We start from the raw sequence: 14,119 nt of genomic DNA, 5'->3' as shown, positions 1-14,119 counted from the left end.
CTAGGCTTCCACGCCGGCCAGCCTGTTGCGCAGTGCGGCGGTCACACCCGCGTACGAGTCGTCGCCCAGCACCAGCCGCAGCGGCGCCGGCTCGACGTCGGCGCTCGCGATCACCCGAGCCGCGTATTCGCCCGGGTCGCCCGGAATCTCGACCGACCCGTCCCGCAGGCCGCGCACGAAGGCGGCGGGCGTGTTGTCGTACGCGCTCAACGGGGTGCCGGTCCGCAGGCTGCCCCGGGCGAACTCGGTGCGCGCGCCGCCCGGCTCGACCAGGGTCACCCCGATCCCGAACGGCGCCACCTCGCCCGCCAGGGCCTCGATGAAGCCCTCGACGCCCCACTTGCTCGCGTGATAGATCGACGCCCCCGGAAAGGCGGTCAGCCCGGCCACCGACGAGAGCTGGATCAGCCGCCCGCCGCCCTGGGCCCGCAGGTGGGGCAGGGCGGCCCGGGCGGTCTGGATCGAGCCGAGCAGATTGGTGTCGAGCTGATGGCGCACCTGCTCGTCGCTGACCTCCTCGGCCGCCCCGAACAGCCCGTAACCCGCGTTCATGACCACGACGTCGATCCGGCCGAGCTCGGCGAACGCCGCGTCCACCACCTCGCGTACGAGGGGAAGGTCTGTCACATCGAGCTGCCGCAGCCAGAGCCGGTCGCGCAGATCGCCGGCCGACCCCGCCCGCCGGATGGTGCCCGCCACCCGATCCCCGCGCGACAGCAACCGCGTCGCCATCTCTCGCCCGAACCCACTGCTGACTCCCGTGATGAACCATGTCTTCATGCCGTCGATCCTGGTCAGGCAGATGCCGACCAGGGAGTCCCCCGCTGATAGGGGGTAGTCGGAGGGATACCTTCGTAAGCATGGACAACGTCCTCGGCGATTTCCTGCGCGCGCGGCGGGAACTGGTGACCCCGGCCGAGGTGGGCCTGCCGCCCGGCACCGGCCTGCGTCGCGTGCCCGGCCTGCGCCGCGAGGAGGTCGCCCTGCTGGCCGGCATCAGCGCCGAGTATTACCTGCGCCTCGAGCGTGGCCGCGACCGCAACCCGTCGGCCCAGGTCGTCGAGGCGCTGGCCCGGGTGTTGCAGCTCGACGCCGAAAGCACGGCCTACCTGCTGGCCTTGGCCGGCCCTCGCTCCCCCCGGCGTCCGGCGAGCCAGCAGGTTCCCGCGAGCATCGAGACGCTGCTGCGCACGATCAACGTGCCGGCGCTGGTGTTCAACAAATACAGCGACGTGGTGGCCGCGAACGCGCTGGCCCGCGAGCTTTCGCCCGACATGGTGCCGGGCGTCAACCGCCTGCGCATGCTCTTCACCGATCTCGAAACCCGCGCCCATCACCCCGACTGGGAGCAATACACGGCCGCCGCCGTCGCCCACCTGCGCGCCCAGGCCGACGCCGACGACCAGCGGCTGCACGCGCTGATCGGCGAGCTCTCGGTCGAAAGCGACCGCTTCCGCCGCCTCTGGGCCCGCCACGACGTCCGCACCGCGAGTGGCGGCACCTTCGTGATCCGCCACCCCCGCGTCGGCGACATCGAGCTGCTGATCGACAAGTTCGCCGTGCTGGGCACCGACGGCCTCGAGACCCTGATGCTGCACGCCGAGCCGGGTTCGCCGTCGGCACTGGCGTTGGCCGAGCTAGCTGCCTTCGCTTCCGCCGATTAGCCCGTACGAATCGACAACTGCGACAAACGCATTGACCCGAACCGAGGGTGCCTGCGATCTGGGCGAGACGAACGGCCGTAGCGCAGCTGCGGGATAAGCCTTGCGCCGGGCGTTCACGATGGACTCATGTCGATAGACGCGGTTCGCCGCCGGGGCGCCGGCTTCATCGTCGCCGCGGTGGTGCTGGTCGTCGCGGCCGGGCTGGCCGTGTGGTTGTGGCCCCGCGAGACCGACCCGCGCACCGCGGCCACCGAGGCCGCCCTCGACCGGGCGCTCGACATCGGCGGCCCGCAGGGCTGGACCAGCACCGAACCCGTCTCGATGCTGCCGCAGGACGGCCAGACCGGCGAGACCGAGTCGCGCGACGGCGTCCTGATCGGCATCAACCGCGACAGCGGCGCCTTCACCGCGACCTGGACGACGACAATGACGCCCGAGGCGTGCGACGCGCTGGCGGCGTGGGCGGTGCGGGTGGTGCCGTCAACCCCGCCCGACGACACCCGGTCGAACTGCCGCGACAGCCGCGAAGGCGCAGGCATCTTCGCCGGCGCGGGCACCGAGCCCGACGCGAACGGCCGCCAGATGTTCTACGCCACGGCGGACGAAAACTCGATGCTCACGGTGTCGCTGGCTTACAAGGCTCCCGCGGACGCCGCCGCGGGGTAGTCCGTGTAGCCGCGGTGGTCGCCGCCGAAGAAGGTGTTTCGGTCGGCGGTGTTGAACGGGCCCCCGGCGGCGAGGCGGGCTGGCAGGTCCGGGTTGGCCAGGAACAGCGCGCCGAAGCTGATGACGTCGGCCAGCCCGTCCTCGATCAGCGTGAGGGCCTCGGGGCCGGTCGGTTCGGGGTGGGTGAACGGGTTGAGGATCAGTGTGCCCGGCCACTCCGCGCGCAGCCGCCGGGTCAGGTCGCGGTCGGCGCTCTCCAGCAGGTGCAGGTACGCGAGGCCCAGCGGGGCGAGGCCGGCGACCAGCGCGCTGTAGAGCTCCTCCGTCTCCTGTTCGGCGATGTCGTTGGCGACGTTGCCGGGGGACGCCCGGAAGCCGACCCGGTGCCCGCCGACGGCCGCCGCGACCGCCCGCGCGACCTCGACGCCGAAGCGGATCCGGCCCTCGATCGAGCCACCCCAGCCGTCCGTACGGAGGTTCGCGTTCGACGACAGGAACTGGTGCACGAGGTAGCCGTTCGCGCCGTGGATCTCCACGCCGTCGAACCCGGCCTCGATCGCGTTGCGGGCGGCGGCCGCGAAGTCGGCGATCGTCTCGGCGATCTCGGCCTCGGTCAGCTCGCGTGGCGTCTGCATGTCCTGCAGGCCCGTGTCGGTGAACGCCTGCCCGGCCGGGCGCACCGCGGACGGGCCGACCGGGGTCAGGTCGCCGGGCAGCAGGCTCGGGTGCCCGATCCGGCCCGCGTGCATCAACTGGGCGAAGATCACCCCGCCCCGGGCGTGGACGGCGTCGGTCACCCGCCGCCAGCCCGCGACCTGCTCCGCCGAGTGCAGCCCGGGGGTGCTGGTGTAGCCCTGCCCGGCCACCGACGGCTGCGTGCCCTCGGTGATGATCAGGCCGGCCCCGGCCCGCTGCGCGTAGTACTCCGCGGTCAGCTCGGTCGGGCTCAACCCGGGACCGTACGCCCGGCTGCGGGTCATCGGCGCCATCGCGATGCGGTTGGCCAGCTTGGTGCCGGCGAGATCATGCGAATCGAATGCGCTGCTCACGACTGCTCCCCAGATGTTCTTCGCGGCGCGAAACTTCGCGTCGCGAAGGAAACTACTTCGCGGCGCGAAGGTTTGCAAGGATTAAGATGGTCGGCAGCACGGAGAGTGTGAGGAGCGCAACGATGACCGGCTTCGGCATCACGATGGTCGGCCTGTCGGTCCTGATCCAGCGACGCTATGCGCAGATCTGCGCCGAGCACGACCTCACGCCCGCGCAGGCGCAGCTGTTGTGCATGATCAAGGACCAGCCCTGCGGCATGAGGGAGCTGGCCCCGCTGATGGGCATGGAGCGCCCCGGCCTCACCGGTCTCGTCATCCGGGCCGAGAAGCTGGGCCTGGTCCAGCGAGACTCTCCGGGCCGCGATCGCCGGGCCGTCGTCGTCAGCACGACGCCCTTCGGGCAGAAGACGGTCGAGGCCCTCTACGCCGACATCGACGCCTCCGTGCCCGACCTCCTCAACGACCTGCCAGCCGCCGGCCGCGCCAGCTTCGAGCACGTGCTGCAGGCGCTGGCCGAGGCCATGAAGAGCCCGATGCTCCACCCCAAGCCCGGCGCCTGCTGATCACCCAGTGGCGCGAACCGCCACGGCCAGGAAGTGGTCGTCCTCGTCCTCGTAGCGGGTGAGCGACCAGCCCGTGGCGACCAGGGCCGGGGTCAGGTTGTCCTCGTTGAGGATGTCGGACGGGGTCAGCTTGCGGCCGTGCCGGGCGGCCAGCGTGGCTCGCCCCGTGGGGTGGAAGAGGACCAGGCGACCACCGGGCCGAGCGACCCGGGCCAGCCCGGCCAGGCCCGCCTCGGGGTCGGGCAGGTGGTGCACGAGGCCGGCGGCGAAGACCACGTCGGCCACCGCGTCGGCGAGCGGCAGACAGCGGGCGTCGGCCTGGAGCAGGGTGGCGGCCTCGTCCCGGCCCTTGGCGTGGGCCTCGGCCAGCATCGCGGAGGTGCAGTCGAGGCCGATCACCCGGCCGGTCGGGCCGACGGCGGCGGCCAGCGCGGGCAGGGCCCGGCCGGTGCCGCAGCCGACGTCGAGGGCCAGGTCGCCGGGCGCGGGCGAGGCCGATTCCACCGCTCTCGCGTACGCGGGCAGGTCGTCGCCGAATTTGTCGTCCCAGCTCGCGGCCCGGGTGGCGAAGAAGGCCCGGCTCTCCGACAGGTGCCAGCGGTCGGGGTCGGCCAGTCGCGGGTGGACGTGCCTGATGACCGGCCACTGGGGATCGTGGTGATCGATCACCACCTGGGCCCGGCGCTCGCCCTCGCCGGCGTGGGCCCGGCGGCTGGCGCGCAGATAGACGATGACGCGGTCGGCTGCCGGTTCGAGCACGTTGAGGGCCGAGTCCAGCACTCCCCCGGACGGGCCGCTCAGGCCCATCACGGCGTCGACGTTCCACGCCCGGGCCGAGGGCGGGAACGCGGCGGCCAGCCGGGAGGCGAACTGCGCGGCGGCGCCGTGATCACCGCCGTCGACGATGACGGTGAGCGGCGCGCGGGGCGCGAGCACCTCGGCCAGGAAGGCGGTGACCTCGGCAATGCGTTCGGGCACGCCATCAGCATGCCGCCGGGTGTGTGAGCTGTGCAACGGTTCCGCATCTGCGAGCCGTACGAGGTAGGACGCCTCGCAACTGCGGCCCTAGAGTGACGGCTGTGACGACCTATCGCATCGGCGAGGCGGCCGACCTGCTCGGCGTGAGCGTGGACACGGTCCGGCGCTGGGTCGACTCGGGCCGGTTGAACGCCGGGCGCGACGACCACGGGCACCGGCACATCGCGGGGGCCGATCTGGCCGCGTTCGCCCGGTCGCTGGCCGACGAGCCCGACCCGGGCGCCAGCCGTTCCTCGGCGCGCAACCGGCTCCGCGGCATCGTGACGGCGGTCGTGCGCGACGAGGTGATGGCGCAGGTGGACATTCAGGCCGGCCCGTTCCGGGTGGTGTCGCTGATGAGCCGCGAGGCCGTCGACGACCTGGGTCTCGAGGTGGGTTCGACGGCGGTCGCCGTCATCAAGTCGACCACGGTGGTCGTGGAACGAGGAGACGACAGATGAGACGAATCCTGACCGGTGTGGCGCTGCTCGCGGTGCTCACGTCCGCGGCATGCGGCAACTCCGACGACAACTCGCCCGCGGCCGGTTCGAGCGCCAGCGCGGGCACCGGTGAGCTGATCGTCATGGCCGCGGCCTCCCTGACCGAGTCGTTCGACAAGATCAAGACGGACTTCGAGACGCAGAACCCCAACATCAAGGTCACGATCTCGTACGGGGGCAGCTCCGGCCTGGCCCAGCAGATCACCTCGGGCGCGCCCGCCGACGTGTTCGCGGCGGCCAGCCCGGCCACCATGAAGACGGTCGTCGACGCGGGTGACGCCAAGGGCGACCCGGTCGTCTTCGTCAAGAACCAGCTCGTCATCGCCACCGCCAAGGGCAACCCCAAGGGCATCAAGACGCTGGCCGACCTCAAGAACCCGGATCTGAAGGTCGCGCTCTGCGCCGAGCAGGTGCCGTGCGGCTCGGCCGCGAAGAAGGCGATCGAGGCGGCCGGCGTGGACGTCAAGCCGGTGACGCTGGAGCAGGACGTGAAGGCCGCACTGTCCAAGGTGAAGCTGGGCGAGGTCGACGCGGCATTGGTCTACCGCACGGACGCCAAGGCGGCGAGCGCCGACGTCGACGGCGTCGAGTTCCCGGAGTCGGCCGGCGCGATCAACGACTACCCGATCGTCGCGCTCAACGACGCGCCGAACCCGTCGGCCGCGGAGTCGTTCGTGACCTTCGTCCAGTCGGAGCCGTCGCTCAAGATCCTCACCGACGCAGGGTTCCAGAAGCCCTGAACCGCCGGAGAGCCCCGCTGGCCCTGGCGATTCCGGCCGCGTTCGGCCTCGCGTTCCTGATCCTGCCCCTGGCCGGGCTGCTGATCCGGGCCCCGTGGACGACGCTGCCGGAACGCCTGACCGAGCCGGGCATCCTCGCCGCGCTGCGTCTGTCGCTGCTCACCGCGAGCCTGGCCACGCTGGTGTGCCTGATCCTGGGCGTACCACTGGCCTGGGTGCTGGCCCGCCTGGAGTTCCCGGGCCGGCGGTTCGTGCGCGCGCTGGTGACCGTGCCGCTGGTGCTGCCCCCGGTGGTCGGCGGGGTGGCGCTGCTGCTGGTGTTCGGGCGGCGGGGGCTGGTCGGCGAGTGGCTCGACCAGACGTTCGGGCTGAGCCTGCCGTTCACCACCACGGGCGTGGTCGTGGCCGAGGCGTTCGTGGCGATGCCGTTCCTGGTGATCGCCGTGGAGGGGGCGTTGCGCGGCGCCGACGTGCGGTTCGAGGAGGCGGCGGCCACGCTCGGCGCCTCCCGCTGGACCACTTTTCGCCGGGTCACGCTGCCGTTGATCGCGCCCGGGGTGGCCGCGGGCGCCGTGCTCTGCTGGGCCCGGGCGCTGGGCGAGTTCGGCGCGACCATCACTTTCGCGGGCAACTTCCCCGGCCGTACGCAGACCATGCCGCTCGCCGTCTATCTGGCGCTGGAGCAGGACGTGGACGCGGCGATCGTCCTGAGCCTGATCCTCCTCGTCGTCTCGGTCGGCATCCTGGCCGCGCTCCGCGACAAGTGGGTCGCCGCATGAGCTTGGCAGCGCAGCTCGTGATCAAGCGGGACGGGTTCACGCTCGACGTCGACCTGACCGCCGAGCCGGGCGAGGTCGTCGCGTTGCTGGGCCCCAACGGCGCCGGCAAGACCACGACCCTGCGCGCGCTGGCCGGCCTGCTGCCGCTCGACGGCGGCCGGATCACCCTTGACGGCGTACGGCTGGACGGGCTCGCCCCCGAACAGCGGCGCATCGGCGTCGTGTTCCAGGACTACCTGCTCTTCCCGCATCTGAGCGCGCTCGACAACGTCGCCTTCGGTCCCCGGTGCCGCCGGGTGCCGCGGGCCGAGGCGCGCCGGCGGGCCCAGGAGTGGCTGACCCGGGTCGGCCTGACCGAGCACGTACGCAAGAAGCCGCGCCAGCTCTCCGGCGGGCAGGCCCAGCGGGTGGCGCTGGCCCGGGCGCTGGCCTCCGAGCCGCGGATGCTGCTGCTCGACGAGCCGCTGGCCGCGCTCGACGCCCGTACGAGGTTGGAGACCCGGGCCCAGCTGCGGGGGCATCTGGCCGCCTTCCCCGGCGCGACGGTGCTGGTCACCCACGACCCGCTGGACGCGCTGATGCTGGCCGACCGGCTGGTGATCATCGAGGACGGCCGGGTCGTGCAGACCGGCGACGCCGCCACGATCACCGCTCAGCCCCGCACCGACTACGTGGCCCGACTGGTCGGCCTCAACCTTTATCGCGGCCACGCCGACGGCACCACGGTGACCCTGCCCGACGGCTTCACGCTGGTGACCGGGGCCGAACAGCAGGGCGAGGTCTTCGTGGCCTTCCCGCCCTCGGCCGTCGCGCTCTATCCCACCCGCCCCGACGGCAGCCCCCGCAACACCTGGCCCGCGACCGTGACGACCGTCTCGCGGCAGGGTGACTCACTTCGCATCGACCTCGGCGGGCCCCTGCCCGCGGCGGCCGACGTCACCCCCGCCGCAGCCGTTCACCTGGGCCTCGAGCCCGGCCGCGAGATCTGGGCCAGCGTCAAGGCGACCGAGGTACGCGCCTATGAAGCCTGATCGTCCGGGGCATAGTGGGGGCATGGACGCTCTCGATCTGACCGACTACCGCGCGGCCGTGGCCCGGATGTATCTGGCCGGCACAAGCCTGACCGAGTTCCGGGCCGAGCGCGACAAGCTGTTCGCGACCCATCCGCAGTCGGCCATCGCCGAGCCGTCCTCGTTCACCGGCCTGCGCTACTTCCCGCCCAACGACAGCGTGATCGTCGAGGCCGACGTGCGCCCGGCCGACGGCGAGATCGACATCGACACGGGCGGCCCCGACGGCGTGGTCCACTACAACCGCGTGGGCATCATCGAGACGCCGTACGGGGAACTCTCGCTCTGGTGGATCAAGGCGTACGGCGGCGGCCTGTTCCTGCCGGTCCGCGACGCCACCTGCGGCAAGGGCGCGTACGGCGGCGGCCGCTACCTCACCGACACGGTCAAAGGCACCCACGGCCGCGGCCTGCAAACCCTGGGCGGTTCCCGGGTGCGGCTCGACTTCAACTACCTCTACAACCCGTCGTGCGCCTACAACGACGCCTACCTCTGCCCGCTGGCCCCACCGGAAAACACCGTGACCGCCGCCATCGAGGCCGGCGAACTCACGTACCACTGACGCGATCGGACCACGACTGGGTGCCGGCCAAGTTGACCGCTCCCCCGTCGAGCACCGCGGCATAGACGGCCCGGGCCAGCGGCGCACCCCACGTCGACCGCGGCCCGGCATAGGCGGCGACCGGCCCGTCAACGGGACACAACACGCAGACGGCATCGGTGGCCGTCCCGGTCGCCTCCAGCCCCAGCGCCCGAATCGCCTGCGCCTTGGCCTCAGTCACGGTCGCCACGGCATTGACGAGCGCACCATCACTGAGCCGCACAGGCACCCAAGCCACAATGTTGACAGTCCCCACTGCCGGTCGTGCCGTGCCCGCTCCCATGCCGGGCTGATAAGCGCTCACCCCACCCGCCTCGACACCGGGACGCTCACCGCTGTCCCCACCCGCCCCGGCCCCAAGACGCTCACCGCTCACCCCACCCGTCCCGATCCCAAGACGCTCACCGCTCACCCCGCCCGCCCTCATTCCAAGACGCTCGCCGCTCTCCCCACCCGTCCTCCCATCCGACAAATACGAAATGTCCGCATGGGTTGGACCCTGCGGCGTGGAGTGCGGGGAGGTGGATCCCTGGGAGCTGGGGTGCTGTGGCAGGGAGGCGGGTTGCTGGGAGCTGGGGTGCTCTGACGTGGAGTGCGGGGAGGCGGACTGGCGGAAGCTCTGCTGCTCCGGCGCGGAATGCCCGGAGGCGGACTGGCGGAAGCTCGGCTGCTCCGGCGCGGAGTGCGAGGAGGCGGACTGGCGGGAGGTGGAGTGCTGCGGTGTCGGGCGTTGGGGACTGGCGTGCTGGGAGGCGGGGTGTTCGGCGGCCGCCTGGATCGGGGCGCCGAGGCCGACCGTTGCCCAGAGGCGCACTCCCCCGTCGGACACGGCTACCACGTCGGCTACGTCGACTCCGGTCAGCAGGCCTACGCCGGGGCCGTGCAGGTTGAGGTCGGCGGCGATGGTGGTCAGGTGGTCGGCTGGGTCGTCGCGGTCGTAGGACATCGGGACCGTGGCGTTGATCAGCCACGTGCATTCGCCGATGCCGCCGCCCAGGACTGCTGACGAGATCGATCGTACGGGGAAGGGTAGTCGCCACACGAGAAGCGGCACATCGTGGCCGTTCTCGAAGCGGGTGGTCAGCGAAGGCTGCACGGTCAGTCCTCTACGCCGGGCCATTCCGGGGCCAGGACGGCCCAGATCTCGGTGTCGTAGCGGACGCCCTTCCACACGAAGTTCGCCCGCAGGGTGGCCTCGTGCTTGAGGCCCAGGCGGCGGGCCACGTTGGAGCTGGCGACGTTGTCGGGGCGGCAGTGCCATTCGACCCGGTAGACGCCGCGGTCGCGGATCAGCCATTCGATCAGCAGGGCGGCCGACTTGGTGATCAGGCCGCGGCCGGTGCCGGCGGGTTCGAGCCAGCAGCCGATCTCGCACACGCCGGAGGCGTCGTCGAGGTCGAACATCATCACGCCGCCGACGAGCAGACCGTCGAGCCAGATGCCGAGGATCCGGCCCTCGCCGCGCGATTCGAGGTCGGCGTACCGCTGCAGGGTCCGGCGGGCCGAGTCGAGGTCGGTGCTGCGGCTGGCCCACGGGATCCACGGGTCGACCGTGGCCCGCGCCCGTTCCATGTGGGCCAGGAACTGCTCGGCCTGCCACGGAACCAGCTGCCGTAACTCAGCGCCCTTGCCCAGATCGACCTTGAACACGGCCACAGCGTAACCGCTGCCGGCACGCCATTTTCCGGACTCCCCGTGTCCACCCGCCCCGCATAGATTTACGATCATCAATGCATGACGAGGAGGGCACATGGGGATGGTTCGCAGGATCGCGGCCGGGCTGGCCGGCCTGCTGGTGGCCACGGGCTCGGCGGCGGTCGTCGCCACGACACCCGCGCAGGCCGCCCCCAGCCGGGCCGAGCTCGCGCTGCGCTGGGCGCCGATCCACTATCAGGACGTGGACTCGACCGGCACGCACGCGCTGGGCGGCAAGAGCGACTTCATTACCCGGTACGACTTCGACGGCAATCTGAACGGCCGGGACAACTGGGACAACGCCGGCTCGAACACTTCGGCGGCTGTCTATTATTCGGTGCTCGAGACCAGCACGCACTACTACCTGACGTACTTCTTCTTCCACCCGCGCGACTGGATCGACCACCCGTTCTTCGAGACCGAGCACGAGAACGACGGCGAGGGCGTGCTCGAGGTCGTGCAGAAGGACGGCTCGACCTACGGCACGCTCAAGGGCGCGGTCACGGTGGCCCACAGCGACTTCTACTCGTACATCCCGAGCGGCAGCGACTGGACCAACGGCAGCGAGACCATCGACGGCACGCTGCAGCTCAAGGCGTCGCCGCACGACTCGTTCCAGCACCCGGTGACCGCCCAGGAGCGCGGCGGGCACGGGCTCAAGGCGTGGCCGCAGTACGACATCGACGGCGACGGCGTCATCTACTACCCGACGGCGAGCACCTCCGAGGCGCCCAGCAGCTCGAACGACCGCGACGTCAAGTATCAGCTGATCGACATCTTCGCGAGCGGCGGCCTGTGGGCCCAGCGCAACAACACGAACCTGTTCGCCAACCTCGGCACCTTCGCGGGTGACACGTCGGGCGGCTGCGGCCAGGGCACGTGGAGCTGCGGCACGAACTCGGCCAACGCGCCGTGGGGCTGGGACGACGGCAACGACGTGCCGGCACGAGGTGAGATCGCAACTGATCCGGCGAAGCTGGTTGCCTCGTACTTCAAGGTGCCCGGCTCGCTCGACCGCAGTTACAGCTACAACCCGTACTCCGGCGCCGCCGCGGCGCTGAAGGCGGCCAGGAACCTTCCTCCGACGGTCGACTAGGTCCCAGTCGACCGTCAAGGCGCTCCCCGCAGGCTCCCTGCGGGGAGCGCCTCATTTCAGGATTCAGCGAACCTCGAACTCCCACAGCGAGAAGCCGTACTGGTTGGACCGCTTGGTGCCGTACATCCGCACGAACCGCGCGACGGTTCCGCCCGCGTCGACCGTGACCGTGCCGCCCGCGCCGGCGGTCGTGGCGAAGATCCGCCGCCAGGTCTTGCCGTCGAGCGAGACCTCGACCCGGTAGGCGGTCGCGTGCGCGTGCTCCCAGACCAGCTTGACCTCGGTCAGCGTGCGCCGCTCGCGCAGGTCGACCCGCAGCCACTGCGGCTCGGCGAAGCCGCTCGACCAGCGCGACGCCGGGTCGCCGTCGACGGCCTCGGCGGCCCCGAAATGCGGGGCCTCGATGCTGCTGGCGGCCACGACCCCGGTCAGCGCGAGGTTGGCCCCGGACGGGTTCGCCTTCGCGGCCGCTGTCACTTTGGGTGATGACTTGGGCACACTCGTGACCGGCGCCGCCACGGCCCGGCTCGGCGGTGCCGACGGCGGCAGCACCGCCTCGGTCGCGACGGCGGAGGCGGTCGGCACGGCCAGCGACGGCACGCTGGGCGCGGGCACGGCCTTCTCCGTCGTCGCGCGATAGGCGACGTAGAGACCGCCCGCCAGCAGCACCGCGGTGATCAGCCCACTGGCCGCCCACCAGCCCTTACGTGACCGGCGCCGGGCCGGCGGCGGCGCCGGCGGCGCGGTCGCGGGTGGCGGTGCCGCGCCCCCACGCGGCCGCACATCCGGCATTTTCGTCAGCCTCAGACTGTCCGCTCGGGACGGTCGCCTCGGCTCTTCCACTTCGGTTCCCCGCTTACCCTCGAGGGCCGCCCCCTCGCGGCCTCCGACGGGTATCTAAGCGGATGATGGTTACGGAACGTCAGTTACGCGCGAGTAGATCCGTGTCGATTTGTTGTCAAGAAACCGATCAATGCGGCTCGCCCTGCGGGCTGTACGCGGTGAGGAACTTGTCGCGGAACTCGTTCATCGGCCACAGTGGCGCGTCGGGCGCGGGAGTGAGCCCGTCGGTCCAGCCCCAGGAGCCGATCCGGTCGAGCACCTTCGGGTCCTTGGCGACGATCGAGATCGGCACGTCCTTGGTCGAGTTGGTGCCGACCACGACCGAGGCCGGCTGGTGGTCACCGAGCAGCACGAGCACCAGATTGTCGTCGCCGAAATCCCGCACGTACGAGATGAGGCTGTCGATCGAGTAGGCGATCGACCCGGCGTACGCCTGCTTGACCTTCTTGCCGTCGGCGAAGAGCTGCTGCGGGCTCTCGGCGGCCGCCACCTCGGGGCCGTAGACCGAGCCGTCGCCGATCTTGTCCCACGGGAGCATGGTCGGCACCGGCGTCCACGGGGTGTGGCTGGAGGTCAGCGTCACCTCGGCCAGCAGCGGCGGGCGCTTGGCCTTGCCGAACTCGTAGTCGTGGACCTTCTTCATCACGTACTGGTCGGGCATCGTCGACCAGCTCAGCATCGGGCCGTGGTAGCCCAGCGTGTGCGAGTCGTAGATCTGCTGGTAGCCGTAGAACTGCCCCTCGGGCCAGGCGAACGTGACGCCGGGCTCGAACCCGACCGTACGGAAGCCGGCTTTGCCGAAGGCCGAGGTCAGCGTGAGCCGGTCGGTGGCCACCAGATTGCGGTAGCGGTTCTGGTTGTCGACCCAGAGGCCGGACAGGAACGTCGAGTGCGCGAGCCAGCTGCCGCCGCCGAACGTGGGCGAGGTCAGATAGCCGCTGCGGCCGTGGAAGCCCTTGGCCGCGAGCTCCTGCTGCCCGGTGCGCAGCTTGTCGGCGACGGGCTGGTTGAAGGCGGGATTTTCGACGGCGTCGCGGCCGTAGCTCTCGACGAACCCGATGATCACGTCCTTGCCGCGCAGCGCGCTCAGCAGCTGATCCTGCGGCAGGTCGCGGAAGTCGTCGTCCTGCACCTCGCGGGCGAAGCTCTTGCGGTCCTCGATGTCTTGCGGGACCGCCAGCACCGTGTCGCGGGCCAGGTCGGTCGCGGTCTGGCTGGCCACCGGGATGCCGCCGACGAGCTGGAAGCTCATGACGGCGAGCGTGACCCAGGCCGCGGAGAGGGTGACCACGCCGCCCCGGACCAGGCGCGGATGCGTGGGCAGCAGCCGGGCCAGACGCCGTACGGAGAAGGTCATCGCGACCAGGGTCAGCGCGGCCAGCAGGACGCCGCCCGCGGCCACCCCGATCGCGCCGCCCTTGCCCACCGAGTCGGTGAGGAAGTTGAAGCCGTCCTTGAACAGCATCCAGTCGAGCACCGGGTCGAACGCGCGGGCCAGCACGGCGAAGAACGCGATGTCGATGATCTTCAGAACGGTCAGCGCGCCCAGCAGGACGCCGAACACGGTGGCCGTGACGCGGCGGGCCCGGGCCGGCAGCACGAGCAGCAGGGCCGCCACGAGCAGGCCCTCGATCGGCACCCGGACCAGCGCCGTGCCCCAGAAGTTGCCGGGTGGGAGCCGGGTGATCTGGTCGGGGACCACCAGCGCGAGAAAGACGAGGAGCGCGGCGAGGGTGGTGACCACCGCGCCGCCGATCCGGCGTACGTGCTTGTTGACCGACACTGGGAACTTCCTCACCGCTGGATTACACACCTGCCATCAGGTACACGCTGGGT

Annotated in this window: 15 protein-coding genes and 2 pseudogenes; 9 read left to right on the top strand and 8 right to left on the bottom strand. The window is 71.2% G+C overall.

All coding sequences use genetic code 11. The features are described from left to right. Entirely contained in the window at positions 1-780 is a 780-nt protein-coding gene (locus JKJ07_RS07120; RefSeq protein ID WP_202990420.1) for an SDR family oxidoreductase, read from the bottom strand. Positions 781-860: 80 nt separating this feature from the next. Between JKJ07_RS07120 and JKJ07_RS07115 the strand changes: the two genes are divergently transcribed. Next, a complete protein-coding gene (locus tag JKJ07_RS07115) occupies positions 861-1,664 on the top strand; it encodes a helix-turn-helix domain-containing protein (RefSeq protein WP_202990419.1) in 804 nt (267 codons plus the stop codon). A 126-nt stretch (positions 1,665-1,790) separates the two neighbouring features. Beyond that, complete coding sequence (locus JKJ07_RS07110; RefSeq protein ID WP_202990418.1) at positions 1,791-2,330, top strand: hypothetical protein; 540 nt, start codon at positions 1,791-1,793, stop codon at positions 2,328-2,330. Here the strand turns inward: JKJ07_RS07110 and JKJ07_RS07105 are convergent. Beyond that, complete coding sequence (locus tag JKJ07_RS07105) at positions 2,297-3,379, bottom strand: alkene reductase (protein WP_202990417.1); 1,083 nt, start codon at positions 3,377-3,379, stop codon at positions 2,297-2,299. The genes JKJ07_RS07110 and JKJ07_RS07105 overlap by 34 nt on opposite strands. 122 nt (positions 3,380-3,501) lie before the next feature. Between JKJ07_RS07105 and JKJ07_RS07100 the strand changes: the two genes are divergently transcribed. Next, positions 3,502-3,942 (top strand): MarR family winged helix-turn-helix transcriptional regulator, encoded by a 441-nt coding sequence (locus tag JKJ07_RS07100; protein WP_202990416.1) that lies wholly within the window; start codon positions 3,502-3,504, stop codon positions 3,940-3,942. Here JKJ07_RS07100 and JKJ07_RS07095 read toward each other — a convergent pair whose 3' ends face one another. Next, a complete protein-coding gene (locus tag JKJ07_RS07095; RefSeq protein ID WP_202990415.1) occupies positions 3,943-4,920 on the bottom strand; it encodes a class I SAM-dependent methyltransferase in 978 nt (325 codons plus the stop codon). Between the two features lie 101 nt (positions 4,921-5,021). Between JKJ07_RS07095 and JKJ07_RS07090 the strand changes: the two genes are divergently transcribed. Genes JKJ07_RS07090 through JKJ07_RS07070 form a run of 5 tightly spaced genes read left to right on the top strand, consistent with a single transcriptional unit; the run spans position 5,022 to position 8,610 of the window. Continuing rightward, the gene (locus tag JKJ07_RS07090) at positions 5,022-5,420 is read left to right on the top strand and encodes a TOBE domain-containing protein (RefSeq protein ID WP_202990414.1); all 399 of its coding nucleotides are present in this window, start codon (positions 5,022-5,024) and stop codon (positions 5,418-5,420) included. Beyond that, positions 5,417-6,199, top strand: coding sequence for a molybdate ABC transporter substrate-binding protein (gene modA, locus JKJ07_RS07085; protein ID WP_202990413.1), 783 nt, complete (start codon positions 5,417-5,419; stop codon positions 6,197-6,199). The genes JKJ07_RS07090 and modA overlap by 4 nt, the downstream gene beginning before the upstream one ends. Further along, positions 6,196-6,978: an ABC transporter permease gene (locus JKJ07_RS07080; protein WP_202990807.1), complete on the top strand. Its 783-nt coding sequence runs from the start codon at positions 6,196-6,198 to the stop codon at positions 6,976-6,978. The genes modA and JKJ07_RS07080 overlap by 4 nt, the downstream gene beginning before the upstream one ends. Continuing rightward, a complete protein-coding gene (locus tag JKJ07_RS07075) occupies positions 6,975-8,009 on the top strand; it encodes an ABC transporter ATP-binding protein (protein WP_202990412.1) in 1,035 nt (344 codons plus the stop codon). Before JKJ07_RS07080 ends, JKJ07_RS07075 begins: the two co-directional genes overlap by 4 nt. A 22-nt stretch (positions 8,010-8,031) precedes the next feature. Continuing rightward, positions 8,032-8,610, top strand: coding sequence for a DUF1684 domain-containing protein (locus JKJ07_RS07070; protein ID WP_202990411.1), 579 nt, complete (start codon positions 8,032-8,034; stop codon positions 8,608-8,610). On the opposite strand, the pseudogene JKJ07_RS49675 reads toward JKJ07_RS07070, so the two are convergent. From JKJ07_RS49675 to JKJ07_RS07055, 3 genes and pseudogenes are all read right to left on the bottom strand, one after another. Then, positions 8,597-9,025, bottom strand: a pseudogene (locus JKJ07_RS49675) (adenosylcobinamide amidohydrolase); the annotation flags it as partial. The gene JKJ07_RS07070 and the pseudogene JKJ07_RS49675 overlap by 14 nt on opposite strands. A 423-nt stretch (positions 9,026-9,448) precedes the next feature. Beyond that, a pseudogene (locus JKJ07_RS07060) lies at positions 9,449-9,769 on the bottom strand (adenosylcobinamide amidohydrolase); the annotation flags it as partial. Continuing rightward, the gene (locus JKJ07_RS07055) at positions 9,748-10,299 is read right to left on the bottom strand and encodes a GNAT family N-acetyltransferase (RefSeq protein ID WP_202990410.1); all 552 of its coding nucleotides are present in this window, start codon (positions 10,297-10,299) and stop codon (positions 9,748-9,750) included. The pseudogene JKJ07_RS07060 and the gene JKJ07_RS07055, both read right to left, overlap by 22 nt. Before the next feature lie 100 nt (positions 10,300-10,399). On the opposite strand from JKJ07_RS07055, the gene JKJ07_RS07050 reads away from it, so the two are divergent. Beyond that, complete coding sequence (locus tag JKJ07_RS07050) at positions 10,400-11,440, top strand: hypothetical protein (RefSeq protein WP_202990409.1); 1,041 nt, start codon at positions 10,400-10,402, stop codon at positions 11,438-11,440. Between the two features lie 63 nt (positions 11,441-11,503). Here JKJ07_RS07050 and JKJ07_RS07045 read toward each other — a convergent pair whose 3' ends face one another. Both JKJ07_RS07045 and JKJ07_RS07040 read right to left on the bottom strand, forming a co-directional pair. Further along, on the bottom strand, positions 11,504-12,232 hold the full coding sequence (locus JKJ07_RS07045) for a discoidin domain-containing protein (RefSeq protein ID WP_202990408.1): 729 nt from the start codon (positions 12,230-12,232) through the stop codon (positions 11,504-11,506). Between the two features lie 178 nt (positions 12,233-12,410). Continuing rightward, the gene (locus JKJ07_RS07040; RefSeq protein WP_307834152.1) at positions 12,411-14,081 is read right to left on the bottom strand and encodes an alkaline phosphatase family protein; all 1,671 of its coding nucleotides are present in this window, start codon (positions 14,079-14,081) and stop codon (positions 12,411-12,413) included. Between the last annotated feature and the right edge of the window lie 38 nt (positions 14,082-14,119).

Source organism: Paractinoplanes lichenicola (assembly GCF_016785085.1).
In the GTDB taxonomy this organism is placed as follows: domain Bacteria; phylum Actinomycetota; class Actinomycetes; order Mycobacteriales; family Micromonosporaceae; genus Actinoplanes; species Actinoplanes lichenicola.
The sequence above is the reverse complement of the archived record's forward strand: the minus strand, read 5'-3'. Positions and strand labels throughout refer to the sequence as shown.

Excerpts from the sequence above, each read along its gene's own strand:
- JKJ07_RS07075 (WP_202990412.1), top strand. The coding sequence starts at position 6,975 with ATGAGCTTGGCAGCGCAGCTCGTGATCAAGCGGGACGGGTTCACGCTC.
- JKJ07_RS07100 (WP_202990416.1), top strand. The coding sequence starts at position 3,502 with ATGACCGGCTTCGGCATCACGATGGTCGGCCTGTCGGTCCTGATCCAG.
- modA (WP_202990413.1), top strand. The coding sequence starts at position 5,417 with ATGAGACGAATCCTGACCGGTGTGGCGCTGCTCGCGGTGCTCACGTCC.
- JKJ07_RS07110 (WP_202990418.1), top strand. The coding sequence starts at position 1,791 with ATGTCGATAGACGCGGTTCGCCGCCGGGGCGCCGGCTTCATCGTCGCC.
- JKJ07_RS07070 (WP_202990411.1), top strand. The coding sequence starts at position 8,032 with ATGGACGCTCTCGATCTGACCGACTACCGCGCGGCCGTGGCCCGGATG.
- JKJ07_RS07050 (WP_202990409.1), top strand. The coding sequence starts at position 10,400 with ATGGGGATGGTTCGCAGGATCGCGGCCGGGCTGGCCGGCCTGCTGGTG.
- JKJ07_RS07115 (WP_202990419.1), top strand. The coding sequence starts at position 861 with ATGGACAACGTCCTCGGCGATTTCCTGCGCGCGCGGCGGGAACTGGTG.
- JKJ07_RS07120 (WP_202990420.1), bottom strand. The coding sequence starts at position 780 with ATGAAGACATGGTTCATCACGGGAGTCAGCAGTGGGTTCGGGCGAGAG.
- JKJ07_RS07045 (WP_202990408.1), bottom strand. The coding sequence starts at position 12,232 with ATGCCGGATGTGCGGCCGCGTGGGGGCGCGGCACCGCCACCCGCGACC.